Annotated in this window: 5 protein-coding genes; 2 read left to right on the top strand and 3 right to left on the bottom strand. The window is 62.1% G+C overall.

Features of this window, described 5'->3' with window-relative positions; genetic code table 11:
• Positions 1–132: 132 nt before the first annotated feature.
• Entirely contained in the window at positions 133–13,116 is a 12,984-nt protein-coding gene (locus ACIPLA_RS09495; RefSeq protein ID WP_401173007.1) for a non-ribosomal peptide synthetase, read from the top strand.
• A gap of 209 nt (positions 13,117–13,325) precedes the next feature.
• Positions 13,326–14,138, top strand: a complete 813-nt coding sequence (locus tag ACIPLA_RS09500) for an alpha/beta fold hydrolase (RefSeq protein WP_401173008.1) — start codon at positions 13,326–13,328, stop codon at positions 14,136–14,138.
• Between the two features lie 120 nt (positions 14,139–14,258).
• On the opposite strand, the gene dsbG is transcribed toward ACIPLA_RS09500, so the two are convergent.
• The 3 genes from dsbG to dsbD are packed head-to-tail and all read right to left on the bottom strand — an operon-like array spanning position 14,259 to position 17,610.
• Positions 14,259–15,026: a thiol:disulfide interchange protein DsbG gene (gene dsbG / locus ACIPLA_RS09505; protein WP_123497518.1), complete on the bottom strand. Its 768-nt coding sequence runs from the start codon at positions 15,024–15,026 to the stop codon at positions 14,259–14,261.
• The gene (locus ACIPLA_RS09510) at positions 15,002–15,868 is read right to left on the bottom strand and encodes a TlpA disulfide reductase family protein (protein WP_218397450.1); all 867 of its coding nucleotides are present in this window, start codon (positions 15,866–15,868) and stop codon (positions 15,002–15,004) included. Before ACIPLA_RS09510 ends, dsbG begins: the two co-directional genes overlap by 25 nt.
• Positions 15,868–17,610, bottom strand: coding sequence for a protein-disulfide reductase DsbD (gene dsbD, locus ACIPLA_RS09515; protein ID WP_401173009.1), 1,743 nt, complete (start codon positions 17,608–17,610; stop codon positions 15,868–15,870). Before dsbD ends, ACIPLA_RS09510 begins: the two co-directional genes overlap by 1 nt.
• Between the last annotated feature and the right edge of the window lie 27 nt (positions 17,611–17,637).

The raw sequence follows: 17,637 nt of genomic DNA on the forward strand, positions 1-17,637 counted from the left end.
GCACAAGCCCCGGCCAAACCAGCATTCCCAAGCCTTGCGCGGTCGGCGAAGACCGCGTCCTGCATGCCCATGAACGGGCGTGACGTACGAAAACCGATTCCACTTGCAAGCCGAATTCAGGCAGGAAACCTCATGACCGACGCGTTCGAACTCCCTAGCACACTGGTCCAAGCCCTTCAGCGCCGTGCGGCCCTGACGCCGGACCGGGTGGCCTTGCGTTTTCTCGCCGAAACCCAGGATCAGGCTGTGGTGCTCAGTTATCGTGAGCTCGACCAACGGGCGCGAACCATTGCCGGCGCGTTGCAGGCCGAGGCTGCGTTTGGCGATCGCGCGGTGTTGCTGTTTCCCAGCGGCCCGGATTACGTCGCGGCGTTTTTTGGCTGTCTGTACGCCGGCGTGATCGCGGTGCCAGCCTATCCGCCTGAATCGACCCGTCGTCATCACCAGGAACGTCTGCTGTCGATCATTAGCGATGCCGAGCCGCGCTTGCTGCTGACCAGCGCCGACCTGCGCGACGCGTTACTGCAAATCGACGAGGCGCCGCCGCTGCTGTGTGTCGACACCCTCGACAGCGCCTTGGCCGAACGCTGGGTCGCGCCGGACTTGCACGGCGACCACATCGCCTTCCTGCAATACACCTCCGGTTCCACTGCGTTGCCTAAAGGCGTGCAAGTCAGTCACGGCAACCTGGTGGCCAACGAACTGCTGATTCGCCACGGATTCGGCATCGATCTGAACCCTGATGACGTGATCGTCAGCTGGCTGCCGCTGTACCACGACATGGGCTTGATCGGCGGCCTGTTGCAGCCGATTTTCAGCGGCGTGCCGTGCGTGTTGATGTCGCCGGCGTACTTCCTCGGTCGGCCAGTGCGCTGGCTAGAGGCGATCAGCGAATACGGCGGCACCATCAGCGGCGGGCCGGACTTCGCCTATCGACTGTGCAGCGAACGGGTCAGCGAATCGGCGCTGGAACGCCTCGACCTGAGTGGCTGGCGCGTGGCGTATTCCGGTTCCGAACCGATTCGCCTCGACACCCTGGAACGCTTCGCCGAGAAATTCGCTGCGTGTGGCTTTACCTCGGACAGCTTCATGGCCTCTTACGGCCTGGCGGAAGCCACGTTGTTCGTTGCCGGCAGCCCGCGCGGCCAGGGCATTCCATCGTTGCGCGTGGATGATCAGGCGCTCGCGCAGAACCGAGCCGAACCGGGCGATGGCAGTCCGATCATGAGCTGCGGCATCAGCCAGCCGGATCACGCGGTGCTGATTGTCGATTCCGTATCGCTCGAAGAACTCGCCGATAACGCGATCGGTGAAGTCTGGGCTACCGGGCCGAGCATCGCCCATGGCTACTGGCGCAACCCCGAAGCCACGGCCAAAACGTTCGTCCAGCACGCCGGTCGCACCTGGCTGCGCACTGGCGACCTGGGCTTTATGCGTGATGGTGAGCTGTTCATCACCGGGCGCCTGAAAGACATGCTGATCGTTCGTGGTCATAACCTTTATCCGCAGGACATCGAGCAGACCATCGAGCGTGAAGTGGAGATGGTGCGCAAAGGTCGCGTGGCCGCGTTCGCGGTCAACCTCGAAGGGCAGGAAGGCATCGGCATCGCCGCGGAAATCAGCCGCAGCGTGCAGAAAATCCTGCCGCCCGAGGCGCTGATCAAAGCCATCCGTCAAGCGGTGGCCGAGGCGTATCAGCAAGCACCGAGCGTGGTGGTATTGCTCAATCCGGGGGCGCTGCCGAAGACGTCCAGCGGCAAGTTGCAACGCTCGGCGTGCCGCAATCGCCTGGCCGATGGCAGCCTCGACAGCTATGCGCTGTTCCCGTCGGCAGACATCGCAAACTCATCTGAAAGCGAATCGGGCTCTGAGCTGCAAACCTTGATCGGCAATATCTGGTGCCAGCAGCTAAGCGTCAAACAGGTCAACGCCGATGATCACTTCTTCCTGCTCGGCGGCAACTCCATCGCCGCCACTCAAGTGGTCGCGCGCCTGCGTGAAGAGCTGGGGCTGGAGCTGAACCTGCGCCTGTTGTTCGAAGCACCAACCCTTTGCGCATTCGCTGCGGCGATCGCCCGGCAACAACAGGATGGCGGCCAGGCTCAAGGTGCGATCACCACGCTGTCGCGCAGCGACGCCATGCCGCAATCCCTGGCACAAAACCGTCTGTGGATCACCTGGCAACTCGACCCGCAGAGCAGCGCCTATAACATTCCCGGTGCCTTGCGCCTGCGCGGCGAACTGGACGAAGACGCCTTGCGCACCAGTTTCCAGCAACTGATCGAGCGTCACGAATCCCTGCGCACGCGGTTTTTCGAGCGTGATGGCGTAGCCCTGCAACAGGTCATTGCTGCCGGCGAATTCAACCTGCAAGTAATCGATATCAGCGACCTGCCAGACGCCGAGCGTGAAGCCCGCGCGCAGCAAATCCGCGAGGATGAAGCCCGCACCCGGTTCGATCTGGAAAAAGGCCCGCTGCTGTCGGTGACCCTGGTGCGCCTCGGCGATGAAGGCCATCAACTGCTGGTGACGATGCACCACATCATCGCCGACGGCTGGTCGATGAACGTGCTGATCGACGAATTCTCGCGCCTGTATGCGGCAGCCTCTCAAGGCCAGACCGCCAGCCTTCCAGCGTTGCTAACTCAATACGCCGACTACGGCAGCTGGCAGCGTCAGTGGTTGGCGCAAGGGGAGGGCGAGCGTCAACTCGCTTACTGGAAAGCGCAGTTGGGCGTTGATCATCCGACCCTGAGCCTGGCCACCGATCATCCGCGCTCGACGCAACACACTTACAGCGCAGCCCGTCACACGCGGCGTTTGGACAAGCGTCTGAGCGATGCCATTCGCCAGACCGCCCAGGCCCATGAATCGACGCCGTTCATGCTGCTGCTCGCGGCATTCCAGAGCCTGCTGCATCGCTACAGCGGTCAACGCGACATCCGCATCGGCGTGCCGAATGCCAACCGTCCGCGTCTGGAAACCCAAGGGCTGATTGGCTTTTTCATCAACACCCAGGTGCTGCGCGCCGAGGTGGATTCGCGACTGCCGTTCGTTGAGTTGCTGGCGCAAACCCGTAAAGCCGCATTGGGCGCGCAAGCGCATCAGGACCTGCCGTTCGAACAATTGCTCGAAGCCTTCCCCCAGGCCCGCGAGCAGGGCTTGTTCCAGGTGATGTTCAACCATCAGCAACGGGATCTCACTGCACTGCGTCGCTTGCCGGGACTGCTCGTCGAAGAGCTGCCGTGGCACAGTCGCGAAGCCAAGTTCGATCTGCAACTGCACAGCGAAGAAGACCGCAATGGTCGCCTGAGCTTGTCGTTCGACTACGCCAGCGAGCTGTTCGCCGCCGCGACCATCGAGCGCCTGGCCGAGCATTTCAGCAACCTGCTGCGAGCCATTTGTGAGCAACCGAAAACCGCCATCGGCGACCTGCAACTGCTAACCCCGAGTGAGCACGATCAGCAATCCGCCTGGAGCGCCGCACCCTGCACCCCGGCCAGTCAATGGCTGCCGGAGTTGCTCAACGAACAAGCGCGCCAGACCCCGGAGCGCACCGCGCTGCTGTGGGACGGCGGCAGCCTGAATTTTGCCGAACTGCACGCCCAGGCCAACCGCTTGGCGCATTACCTGCGCGACAAAGGCGTCGGCCCGGACGTGTGCGTGGCCATCGCCGCCGAGCGTTCGCCGCAGTTGTTGATTGGCTTGCTGGCGATCATCAAGGCCGGCGGCGCTTATGTGCCGCTGGACCCGGATTACCCGGCCGAGCGCCTGGCCTACATGCTCAGCGACAGTGGCGTCGAGTTGCTGCTGACCCAAACCGGGTTGCTCGACCGCCTGCCGGCCACCGACGGCGTCAGCGTGATTGCTATGGACGCCCTGCATCTGGAGAACTGGCCAAGCCATGCGCCCGGTCTGCACCTGCACGGCGACAACCTGGCCTACGTGATTTACACCTCCGGTTCCACCGGTCAGCCGAAGGGCGTTGGCAATACGCATGCAGCCCTTGCCGAGAGGTTGCAGTGGATGCAAGCCACCTACCGTCTGGACCAAACCGATGTGCTGATGCAAAAAGCGCCGATCAGTTTCGACGTGTCGGTGTGGGAGTGCTTCTGGCCGCTGATCACCGGGTGCCGCCTGCTGATCGCCGGCCCCGGTGAGCATCGCGATCCTCATCGCCTTGCGCAACTGGTCCAGCAGTTCGGCGTGACCACGCTGCACTTCGTACCGCCGTTGCTTTCCTTGTTCATTGATGAACCGCTCAGCGCCGACTGCACCAGCCTGCGCCGGCTGTTCTCCGGCGGCGAAGCCTTGCCCACGGAACTGCGCAACCGGGTGCTGGAACACCTGCCAGCGGTGCAACTGCACAACCGCTACGGCCCGACCGAAACCGCGATCAACGTCACTCACTGGCACTGCACAACCGCCGATGGCGAGCGCTCGCCGATTGGCCGGCCATTGGGCAACGTGCTGTGCCGCGTGCTCGACAGTGACCTCAATCCGGTACCGGCCGGTGTGCCGGGTGAGTTGTGCATCAGCGGTATCGGTTTGGCCCGAGGCTATCTCGACCGTCCGGCGCTGACCGCCGAACGCTTTGTGGTCGATCCGCTGGGCGAGCAGGGCGCACGTCTGTACCGCACCGGTGACCGTGCGCGCTGGACCGCCGACGGCGTGATCGAATACCTCGGACGTCTCGATCAGCAAGTCAAACTGCGTGGTTTTCGTGTCGAGCCGGAAGAAATCGAAGCGCGTCTGTTGGCGCAGGCTGGCGTCGCCCAAGCGGTGGTGCTGGTGCGCGAAACGGCGGCGGGCGGACAGTTGATCGGTTACTACACCGCCACTGAAACCAGCGAAACCATCGATGCTCAAACCACGCGCCTGAAAACCGCGCTGGCGGCTGAGCTGCCGGAATACATGGTTCCGGCGCAACTCATGCGTCTGGATGAAATGCCCCTGAGCCCAAGCGGCAAACTCGACCGTCGCGCCTTGCCGGAACCTCAGTGGCAAATCCGCGAACATGTCGAACCGGTCACTGCCCTTGAACAACAAATCGCCGGTATCTGGCGCGAGGTGCTGGGCCAAACGCAGATCGGCCTGCGCGACGACTTCTTCGCCCTCGGCGGCCATTCTTTGCTGGCCACGCAAATCATCTCCCGTACCCGCCAGGTCTGCGACGTCGAGTTGCCATTGCGTGCGCTGTTCGAAGCCAGTGAACTGGGCGCGTTTGCCGAACAGGTTCGCTTGATCCAGGCCAGCGGCAAAACCAACAAGCAGCCGCCGATCGAGAAGGTCGACCGCAGCCAACCGGTGCCACTGTCCTATTCCCAGCAACGGATGTGGTTCCTCTGGCAGATGGAACCGGACAGCCCGGCCTACAACGTCGGCGGCATGGCGCGGTTGCGCGGCGTGCTGGATGTCGGGCGTTTCGAAGCAGCATTGCAAGCGCTGATCATGCGTCACGAAACCCTGCGTACGACCTTCCCGAGCGTCGACGGCGTGGCCCGGCAACAGGTTCATCCAGACACCCGCCTGTGCATGGACTGGAAGGATTTCACCACGCTGGATGTCGATGGCCGCGAATGGCAGGTCCAGCAACTGGCCGATGACGAAGCCCATAAGCCTTTCGATCTGGAAACCGGACCGCTGCTGCGAGCTTGCCTGGTCAAGACTGCCGAGCAGGAGCATTACTTCGTCCTGACCCTGCACCACATCGTCACCGAAGGCTGGGCGATGGACATTTTTGCCCGGGAATTGAGCGCGCTCTACGAAGCCTTCGTCGATGATCGCGATTCGCCGCTGCAACCGCTGCCGGTGCAGTACCTGGATTACAGCGTGTGGCAGCGTCAGTGGCTGGAATCCGGCGAACGTCAGCGCCAACTCGATTACTGGACCGCGCAACTGGGCCGCGAGCATCCACTGCTGGAATTGCCGGCTGATCGTCCGCGTCCGCCGGTGCAAAGCCATCAGGGCGAACTGTTCCGTTTCGACCTGAGCGATGATCTTGCGGCGCGGGTCCGTGCCTTCAACGCAGACAACGGTCTGACCCTGTTCATGACCATGACTGCCGCCCTGGCCGTGCTGCTTTATCGCTACAGTGGCCAGACCGATCTGCGCATAGGTGCGCCGGTGGCCAACCGCATTCGCCCGGAAAGCGAAGGGCTGATCGGCGCGTTCCTCAACACCCAAGTGCTGCGTTGCCAGCTCGACGGGCAGATGTCTGTCGGCGAGTTGTTCGAGCAGGTTCGTCACACGGTGATCGAAGGCCAGTCCCATCAGGATCTGCCGTTCGATCATTTGGTGGAAGCCTTGCAGCCGCCCCGCAGTGCGGCTTACAACCCGCTGTTCCAGGTGATGTGCAATGTGCAGCGCTGGGAATTCCAGCAGAGCCGAACCCTGGCCGGGATGACGGTCGAGTACCTGGCCAACGATGCGCGAGCGACCAAGTTCGACCTCAATCTGGAAGTCACTGACCTCGACCATCGCCTCGGTTGCTGCCTGACCTACAGCACCGATTTGTTCGATGAGCCGCGCATTGCGCGCATGGCCGGGCACTGGCGCAACCTGCTGGAGGCGTTGCTCGCCGATCCACAACAACGCCTCAGCGAACTGCCGTTGCTGGAAGCCACTGAACAGCAAAACCTGCTCGACAGCCTCGGCGTCGAACCGGGCGAACATCGCCTAGACCAGTGCATTCATCACCTGTTCAGCGAGCAGGCGTTGGCACGCAAAGACGCACCGGCCCTGACGTTCGCCGGGCAAACCCTGAGCTACGCCGAGCTCGACAGTCGCGCCAATCGTCTGGCCTGGATGCTGCGCGAGCGCGGAGTCGGGCCACAGGTGCGGGTCGGTCTGGCGCTGGAGCGTTCGCTGGAGATGGTCGTCGGCCTGCTGGCGATCCTCAAGGCGGGCGGCGCCTATGTGCCGCTGGACCCGGAGTACCCGCTGGACCGCTTGCACTACATGATTGAAGACAGCGGCATCGGTTTGCTGCTCAGCGATGCGGCGATGTTCGCGGCCCTCGGTGAACTGCCGGCCAGCGTTGGCCGCTGGTGCCTGGAAGAAGACGCCGTCGAACTGGCCAATTACCCGGCCACTGAGCTGCCGTTTATCAGCCTGCCGCAACATCAGGCGTACCTGATTTACACCTCGGGCTCCACCGGCAAACCGAAAGGCGTGGTGGTGTCCCACGGTGAAATCGCCATGCACTGCTGCGCGGTGATCGAGCGCTTTGGCATGCGCCCCGATGACTGCGAATTGCACTTCTATTCAATCAACTTCGATGCCGCGACCGAGCGTCTGCTGGTGCCGCTGTTGAGTGGCGCGCAAGTTGTCCTGCGTGCGCAAGGCCAATGGGATGCGCAAGAAATCTGCGGGCTGATTCGTCGCCACAACATCAACATTCTTGGTTTCACCCCGAGCTACGGCAGCCAGTTGGCGCAATGGCTGGCGACCCTGGGCGAAACCCTGCCGGTGCGCATGTGCATCACCGGCGGCGAGGCCCTGACCGGCGAACACCTGCATCGGATTCGCGCGGCGTTCAAACCGAGCCTGTTTTTCAACGCTTACGGCCCGACTGAAACCGTGGTCATGCCGCTCGCCAGCCTGGCGCCCGAGCAATTGGAGGAGGGGCTGGGCAGCGTGCCGATCGGCAGTGTGATTGGCGCCCGCGTCGCCTACATCCTCGACGCCGATCTGGCGTTGGTGCCGCAAGGCGCGACGGGCGAGTTGTACGTCGGCGGTGCCGGCCTGGCGCAGGGATATCACCAGCGTCCCGGCATGACCGCCGAACGGTTTGTTGCCGATCCTTTTGCAGTGAACGGCGGACGTTTGTACCGGACCGGCGACCTTGTCCGTCAGCGTGCCGATGGCTTGGTGGAGTACCTGGGACGCATTGACCATCAAGTGAAGATCCGTGGTTTCCGCATCGAACTGGGAGAGATCGAAACCCGTTTGCTGGAACACGAGTCCGTGCGTGAAGCGGTGGTGCTGGCACTCGATGCGCCGAGCGGCAAGCAATTGGTCGGCTACCTGGTCACCGACGTCGCCGAACAGGATGAAGCGCAACAAACTGCATTGCGCGAAGCGTTGAAGGCGCACCTCAAATCTCAGTTGCCGGATTACATGGTGCCGACGCACTTGATCCTGCTGGCCAGCATGCCGCTGACCGCCAACGGCAAACTCGATCGTCGCGCACTGCCGGCGCCGGACCCGGAGTTGAATCGTCAGCAGTACGTGGCGCCGAGCAATGAACTTGAACTGACCCTGGCCGGGATCTGGTGCGAAGTGCTGAACGTCCAGCAGGTCGGTCTCAACGACAACTTCTTTGAACTGGGCGGCGATTCGATTTTGTCGATCCAGGTGGTCAGCCGTGCGCGGCAGCAGGGCATCCACTTCAGCCCGCGTGACCTGTTCCAGCACCAGACCGTGCAGACGCTGGCCGCCGTCGCGACCCGCACCGAGCAGATCACCGCCGAGCAAGGCCTGCTGAGCGGTGAATCGCGTCTGACGCCGATTCAGCATTGGTTCTTCGATACCGACATTCCACAGCGTCAACACTGGAACCAGGCGTTGCTGCTGGAGCCGACCGTGGCGCTCGAGCCTCATCGTCTGGAGCAAGCGCTGCTGGCGGTGATCGAACAGCACGACGCCTTGCGCCTGCGTTTCACCGAGGTTGACGGCCATTGGCAGGCCGAGCACCAGGCGGTTTCCGACGCTGCCGTGCTGTGGCAGGTGCACGTGCCGGCCATGGACAACTGCGCGGCGCTGTTCGCCGATGCCCAACGCAGCCTCGACCTTGAGCAAGGGCCGCTGATGCGGGCGCTGCTGGTCGACGATTCCGAGGGGCAACAACGGCTGTTCATTGCCATTCACCACCTGGTGGTGGACGGGGTGTCGTGGCGGGTGCTGCTGGACGATCTGCAAACGGTTTATCGTCAACTCGAGTCCCGACAGTCAGTAAAACTGCCGGCGAAAACCAGCGGCTTCAAGGACTGGGCCGCACGGTTGCAGGCTTATGCCGGCAGCGAATCCCTGCGTGAAGAATTGAGCTGGTGGCAGACGCAACTGGCCGGCCCAAGCGCTGAATTGCCCTGTGATCGGCCTCAGGGCGGTCAACAGAATCGTCACGCGCAAACCGTCAGCGTGCGCCTCGACAGCGAGCGCACCCGTCAACTGCTGCAACAGGCGCCGACGGCCTATCGCACCCAGGTCAACGACCTGCTGCTGACCGCATTGGCCCGTGTGGTGTGCCGCTGGAGCGGTCACGAATCAGCGTTGATTCAACTCGAAGGCCACGGTCGCGAAACCCTGTTCGACGAGATCGACCTGACCCGCACCGTTGGTTGGTTCACCAGCGCCTATCCGCTGCGCCTCACACCCGTGAGTGAACAGGGTGCCTCGATCAAAGCGATCAAGGAGCAACTGCGCGCCGTGCCTCACAAAGGTTTGGGTTATGGCGTGCTGCGTTATCTGGCCGATGGCCTGTGCCGTCAGACCATGGCTGCGTTGCCGGTGGCGCCGATCACCTTCAACTACCTGGGTCAGTTCGACCAGAGCTTCGGCAGTGATGCGCTGTTCCGTCCGCTGGATGAACCAGTGGGCGCGGCCCACGATCCACATGCGCCGCTGCCTAATGAGCTGAGCGTCGACAGTCAGGTCTACGGCGGTGAGTTGATACTGCGCTGGACCTTCAGCGCCGAACGTCACGATGTGCAAACCATCACCGAACTGGCAGAAGCGTATCTGGGCGAATTGCACAGCCTGATCCAGCATTGCCTGAGCGACAACGCGGGCGGCTTGACGCCGTCGGACTTCCCGCTGGCCAGACTGACTCAGCCGCAACTCGACGCATTGCCCGTCCCGGCGGCGATGATTGAAGACGTCTACCCGCTGACCCCGATGCAGGAAGGCATGCTGCTGCACACCTTGCTCGAACCGGGCACCGGCCTCTACTACATGCAGGATCGCTATCGCATCAACAGTGAGCTCGACCCGCAACGTTTCGCTCAGGCCTGGCAAGCGGTGATCGCCCGACACGAAGCCTTGCGCGCCTCGTTCTGCTGGAACGTCGGCGAAGACATGCTGCAAGTGATCCACAAACCGGGCAGCACGCCGATCGAATATCTGGACTGGAGCTCGGTTGCCGAAACCGAGCAAGAGCCGAAGTTGCAGGCGCTGCTGAAAAGCGAGCGCGAGGCCGGGTTCGATTTGCTCAACCAGGCACCGTTCCACTTGCGCTTGATCCGCGTGGGCGCGGCGCGTTACTGGTTCATGATGAGCAACCACCACATCCTCATCGATGCCTGGTGCCGTTCGCTGTTGATGAACGATTTCTTCGAGATCTACACCGCCCTCAGCGAAGGTCGCGAAGCGCAGCTGGCCGTGCCGCCGCGTTATCGCGATTACATCGGCTGGCTGCAACGCCAGAGCCTGGCCGAAGCGCGGCAGTGGTGGCAGCAGAACCTGCGAGGTTTCGAGCGCACCACCCCGATTCCGAGCGACCGGCCGTTCCTGCGTGAACATGCCGGCGACAGCGGCGGCATGATCGTCGGCGACCGCTATACCCGACTCGATGCCCGCGATGGTGCGCAACTGCGCGAACTGGCCCAGGCCCATCAGTTGACCATCAACACCTTCGCCCAAGCGGCGTGGGCGCTGGTGCTGCGTCGCTTGAGCGGCGATCGCGACGTGCTGTTCGGCGTCACGGTGGCCGGGCGTCCGGTGGAAATGCCGCAGATGCAGCGCACCGTCGGGCTGTTCATCAACAGCATCGCCCTGCGGGTGAAAATGCCCGAGGACGATCAGCGATGCAGCGTTCGGCAGTGGCTCACTGGCTTGCTCGACAGCAACATGCAGCTGCGCGAGTACGAATACCTGCCGCTGGTGAGCATCCAGGAAAACAGCGAACTGCCTAAAGGCCAGCCGCTGTTCGACAGCCTGTTCGTGTTCGAAAACGCCCCGGTGGAAGTCTCAGTGCTGGACCGTGCGCAGAGCTTCAACGCGACCTCGGATTCGGGCCGCACCCACACCAACTTCCCGTTGACGGCGGTGTGTTATCCGGGCGATGACCTTGGTTTGCACCTGTCCTACGACCAGCGTTATTTCGATGAACCCACGGTCGAACGCATGCTCGGCGAATTCAAGCGCCTGCTGCTGGCGCTGGTCGAAGGCTTCCATGGCGACATGGCCGATCTGCCACTGCTGGGCAATGAAGAGCAGGACTTCCTGATCCATGGCTGCAACCAGAGCGAACACGACTATCCGCTGGAGCACAGCTATGTCTCGTTGTTCGAAGCGCAGGTCGCCAAGCATCCGCAGCGAGTTGCCGCCAGTTGCCTGGATCAGCAGCACAGCTACGTTGGGCTGAACCAGCGCAGCAACCGTCTCGGCCATGCGCTGATTGCGGCCGGCGTCGGCCTGGATCAACCGGTGGCGCTGCTCGCCGAACGTAACCTTGATCTGCTGGGCATGATCATCGGCAGCTTCAAGGCCGGTGCCGGTTACCTGCCGCTGGACCCGGGCCTGCCGAGTCAGCGCTTGAGCCGGATCATTGACCTGAGCCGCACGCCGTTGCTGGTCTGCACTCAGGCGTGTCGTGAACAAGCCGTCGCCCTGCTGGAAGAGTTCGGTTGTGCCAATCGACCTCGATTGCTGGTCTGGGAAGAGGTGCAGGCGAGTGATGTTTCGGTGGCCAATCCGGGCATTTACAGCGGCCCGGACAACCTCGCTTACGTGATTTACACCTCGGGTTCCACTGGCCTGCCGAAGGGCGTGATGGTCGAGCAGCGCGGCATGCTCAATAACCAGTTGAGCAAGGTGCCGTACCTGAAACTGAGCGAGGCCGACGTGATCGCCCAGACCGCTTCGCAAAGCTTCGATATTTCAGTCTGGCAGTTCCTCGCCGCACCGCTGTTCGGCGCTCGGGTGGACATCGTACCGAACAGCGTCGCCCACGATCCGCAAGGTTTGTTGGCTCACGTTCAGAGCCAGGGCATCACCGTGCTGGAAAGCGTGCCGTCGCTGATTCAGGGCATGCTCGCCCAGGACCGCATGAGCCTCGATGGCCTGCGCTGGATGCTGCCGACCGGCGAAGCGATGCCGCCGGAACTGGCGCATCAGTGGTTGCTGCGTTATCCGCAGATTGGTTTGGTGAATGCTTACGGACCAGCGGAATGCTCGGACGATGTGGCGTTCTTCCGCGTCGATCTGGCCTCGACGCGCGGCAGTTATCTGCCGATAGGCACGCCGACCGACAACAACCGTTTGTACCTGCTCGATGGCGCGCTGGAGTTGGTGCCATTGGGAGCGGTGGGTGAGTTGTGCGTGGCTGGTACCGGTGTGGGGCGCGGCTATGTGAGCGATCCGTTGCGTACCGCTCAGGTGTTTGTGCCGAACCCGTTCGGTGCGCCGGGGGATCGCCTGTATCGCACCGGCGACCTGGCCCGACGTCGCAGTGACGGCGTGCTGGAATATGTTGGGCGTATCGATCATCAAGTGAAGATCCGCGGTTACCGCATCGAACTGGGTGAAATCGAGGCCCGTCTGCACGAGCAGCCGGAAGTTCGCGACGCGGCGGTGAGTGTGCAGGAAGGCGTCAACGGCAAGCATTTGGTCGGCTATCTGGTCGCAGCGGAGTCGGCGCTGAATCCGAACGAACGACTTGAGCGCATCAAGCAATGCCTGCGCGCTGAATTGCCGGAATACATGGTGCCGCTGCACTGGTTGTGGCTCGACAAGATGCCGCTCAACGCCAACGGCAAACTTGATCGCAAGGCCTTGCCGGCGCTGGAGATTGGCCAGTTGCAGAGCCAGGACTATCAGGCGCCGCGCAATGAGCTGGAACAGACCCTGGCCGATATTTGGGCCGAGGTGTTGAAGGTCGAGAAGGTCGGCGTGCGTGACAACTTCTTCGAGCTCGGTGGGCATTCGTTGCTGGCCACACAGATCGCCTCGCGGGTGCAAAAAGCCCTGCAACGCAACGTGCCGCTACGGGCGATGTTCGAGTGCAGCACGGTGGCGGAGCTGGCCGAGTATATCGACGGGTTGGCGGCGAGCGACATTACCGAAGATAAGGTGGATCGGTTGAATGACCTGATGGCGGCGTTGGAGGGGCTGTAGTTCTTTAGCGTTGGTGAGGGCCTCTTCGCGGGCAAGCCTCGCTCCTACAGGTCCGCGTCGATTGATCGACACAATACCGTAGGAGCGAGGCTTGCCCGCGAAGGCGGCATCACAGACACCACAAAGCTCCGGGTTGACTGCCGGGCCTCATGCGGCTCAGTCTTCCTGTGCTTTTTTTAATGGATCCGATTTCACCAGGGAGACAGTCGATGCCCTTCGTAACGGTTGATGGACAAGCGCTTCACTACATTGATCAAGGCACAGGCCCTGCGGTACTGCTGGCCGGCAGTTACCTGTGGGACCAAGCCATGTGGGCGCCGCAGATTGCGGCGCTGTCGCAGCACTATCGGGTCATCGCCCTGGACCTGTGGGGCCATGGCCAATCCGGGCGGATGCCCGAATGCACAAAGTCGCTGGATGACGTAGCACGCCAGGCCCTGGCATTGCTCGATCATCTGGACATCGATCGCGTCACGCTGGTCGGTCTTTCGGTGGGTGGCATGTGGGGCGTTCGACTGGCGCTGTCAGCACCGCAGCGGCTCAATGGTCTGGTGCTGATGGACACCTACGTCGGCGTCGAGCCGGAACCGACTCGCCAATACTATTTCTCGCTGTTCCAGCAGATCGAAGACAGTGGTGTGATCTCGCCGCAACTGCTCGATATAGTGGTGCCGATCTTCTTCCGTCCGGGCATCGATCCGCAGTCGGCGCTGTATCAGGATTTCCGCGCCAAACTGGCTGCGCTGCCGGCCGACCGCTTGCGTGAAAGCATCGTGCCGATGGGGCGGATTACCTTTGGTCGTGATGATCTGTTGCCGCGCCTGGGTGAACTGAACCCTGAAACCACGCTGTTGATGTGCGGCGATCAGGACAAACCGCGACCGCCGTCGGAAACCAGAGAAATGGCCGAGTTGATTGGTTGCCCGTTTGTGCTGGTGCCGGAGGCGGGGCATATCTCCAATCTGGAGAATCCGCAGTTTGTTACAGATGTGCTGTTGGAGTTTTTGGCTGAGAGAACTTAGTCGATCAGGCGGACGCCTTCGCGGGCAAGCCTCGCTCCTACAGGATTTGAGTCGTTCGCAATAATCGAGAACACGTAAATCCTGTAGGAGCGAGGCTTGCCCGCGAAGAGGCCGGTGCGGTTATTTAGGCCCCAGAATCTTCACCAATTTCTCCGGTGTCGGCGCGCCTTGCTGCTGTTGCAGCTGGCCCTTGTCATCCATGTAGAAAATCGCCGGGGTGGCGGCCAGTTCCAGGTCTTCCATCAACTGCATGTTCGCCGCGAGTTTTGCCTGAATCGCCGGCGGCACATCTTTCAGGGCTTTGAGCGAGCTGTCCTTGCCGGATTTCTCATGGTCTGCCAACGCTTTCTGCGGGTCTTTGGCAGCCAGCAGCGCGGCGGATTTGCCCGGGCTGTCTTCGCGAATGATGCCGACCATGATGTGCCGCAACTGCACCTTGCCGGCCTTGACCCAGGGCCGCGCCTGTTCCCAGAACATGTTGCAGTACGGGCAATTCGGGTCACTGAACAGATAGACGATTCGCGGTGCATCCTTGTTGCCGTCACCGATCCAGTTGCTCGCTTCCATCTTGCCCCAGATTTCCTTGGCCATTGGCGCGTAGACCAGTTTCTGCAACGGCGCGCTGCTCAGGTCATTGCCTTCGGCGTCGTACAAGTTGCCCAACAGTACATGTTTGCCGTCCGGGGTCAGGTACAGCGCCATGCCGCGGTTCTGGTACTGCGCTGCATAACCGCGCAGGCCGTCGGGCGCGTCGAAGGTGCCGACAATTTTGGCGCCCTTGGCTTCGATCTTCTTGATCGCTTCAGGCAATTCTTCGGCCTGTACCGACGGCAAGTGCAGCAGGGCGGCACCCAGGGTTAACGTCAGCAGGTGGCGGAGGCGGAGCATGGCAATTTCCTTGAAGGCGTGGCCGGGGTGGCCGGGTTCGGGGTGTCGAAGTTTTCCAGGGCGCGGGCCAGGCTGGCTTCAGAGAGCTCGCCCAGATGGCTGCCCAGCAGGTGCCCGTCGGGGCTATAGAACAGCGTAGTCGGCAATGCCATGGAACCCACGGCCTGACCCAAGCGACCGCGGCCATCGAACAGCACGTTAGTCAGGCTCAGGCCCTGGGTTTCAAGGAAGGTGCTGACGCTTTGCATGCTTTCGGCCTGGTTGACGAACAGAAAGGTCAGGTCCGGACGCTGTTGCTGGGCGTTTTCCAGCACTGGCATTTCCCGGCGGCACGGCGGGCACCAGGTGGCCCAAAGATTGATCACCAGCGGGCCACCCTGGTAATCGCTGAGTTGCACCGTTTGGCCGGCGGCATTGCGCAGGGTGATCTGCGGCAAGCGCGTGCCTTGTTCATAAATATTCAGAGAGAAGGTTGCCAGCAGCCAGAATGACAGACCACTGACCACGCCAAAGCCCAACGGCCGGCGCAGGCCCGGGCGACGCCAGCCTCGATACACAGCGGCGAGTAACAGCACGACCACCCCGGGCCAGGCGAGAAAACCACCGTCGCGCAGGTCGATGATCTGCCATGGATCGTTGCGATACTGCGCCCAGTAGGCAATCACGAAACCGACCCGGGACGCCAGCAGGCCCAGCAGGAACAAGCTGAACAGCACCGACTCCGGGTTCTCGCCACCACGCTTGGCCACCCGCCAGCCGACAAAAGTCGCCAGCGCCAGGGCACTGATCAGCAGCAAGTGATTAAGTGCGATGGCAAAGGTGCCGAGGGTAAAGGTCAGCATTAACGAGCGTCTCGGGTGGTGGTCCAGCGTTGCAGGAAGGTGCCGGCATCGACCTCACCGGTGATGCGCCGGCTGCGGCGCTCTTCGCCGTCGGGGCCGATCCACAACAGGCTTGGCGGCCCCGGCACTTTATAACGGCCGAGCAGTTTGCGGCTGGCGGCATTGTCGGCGGTGACGTCCAGCCGTAGCAAGCGCACATCGCTGAGTGCTTGCAGGACCTGCGCTTTGCCGAAGACCTGTTTTTCCATGACTTTGCACGCCACACACCAGTCGGCGTAGTAATCCAGCAGCACCCATTGGCCTTGAGCCCGAGCGGCATCCAGCTCCCGTTGCAGTGCGGCTGGCTCCTTGATCGTGGTAAAGGCGTCGTGACTGACAGGGCTTGCGCCGGTGCCGTCACGGCTGATGCTATAGACCTGCAGCGGCTGGTACGGGTCGTCACTGCCACCGGCGGCACCCACCACCAGCAGACTGCCCCACAGCCCCAACAGCAATGAACTGGCACCGAACAGATGGGCGACGCGGCCAAACCCCTGCGACTGCTTCCAGGCGCTGTAGGCGGCGATCAGCAGCAAGGCTCCGCACAAGCCGAGCCACAGCGATTCATCCAGTACCGGGCGCAGCATCAGCAGCGCAGTAGCGAGGAACAGGAAGCCGAACACACCTTTGAGCAGGTTCATCCAGGCACCGGGTTTGGGCAGGAAACGATTACCGACAGTCACCAGCAACAGCAGCGGTATACCAATGCCGATGCCCATGGCGAACAGAATCAGCCCGCCGTGCAGCGCATTGCCGCTCTGGGCGATATAGAGCAGGGCGCCGGCCAATGGGGCGGTCATGCACGGTCCCACCAGCAGGCCGGACAAGGCTCCCAGCAAACCGGCACCGATCAGGTTGCCACCGCGCTGATTGCGCGAAACATGTTCCAGTCGATCACGCACCGCTACCGGTAATTGCAGCTCGAAGAAACCGAACATCGGCAAGGCCAGCAGCACGAACACCGCCGCAAAGCTGCCCAGCAGCCATGGATTCTGCAGCAGTGCCTGAAGGTTCGCCCCGAGCAGCGCAGCCAGCACGCCCATCGCCGCATACACCAGTGCCATGCTGATCACGTAGCTGCCGGCCAGTGCAAAACCGCGCTTGGGTGTGGCGCCACTGCCAACGATCAACCCCGCCAGAATCGGCAACATCGGCAACGAGCACGGCGTGAACGCCAGCAGCAAGCCCAAGCCGAAGAACACCAGCAAGCTCCAGCCCAGCGCCCGTTGTTGCAGGTCGCTTGCCAAGGCTTGATCCGGTGCCTCATTTAAAAGGCTCGGCATTGTGGTGTTGCCTAAATACACCACTTGAGTGTGGGGCGGATAACACAACCCGGCATCGGCACAGCCCTGGAAACCCACCTTGATCTGGCCGCTGGCACCCGCCGGGATCTTCAGTTCCAGGCCTTGGCGATAAACCTGCTGTTCACCGAAAAACTCATCGCTGTGAGCTTCACCTTCAGGCAACACCGGTTTGTACTGCGCCGGCAAATCGTCGAACTTCAGGCGTTTTTGGTACAGGTAGTAACCGTCGGCAATCTGCCAGAACAATTGCGTTTCACCGGACGCCAGGCGCTCGGAGGTGAAGATGAACGCTTTTTCGATGGGTAGAAAGTCGGGTTTTTTGTCGAATGGATTGTTCCCCGGCTGTGCCTGAGCAAGGCTGGCAAACAGCCAGAGAAGAAAAACAAGAAAACCGCGCATCGACAAAGCCTTAAACATTGCAATTGC

This window comes from Pseudomonas sp. NPDC086112 (assembly GCF_044746425.1).
Classification (GTDB): domain Bacteria; phylum Pseudomonadota; class Gammaproteobacteria; order Pseudomonadales; family Pseudomonadaceae; genus Aquipseudomonas.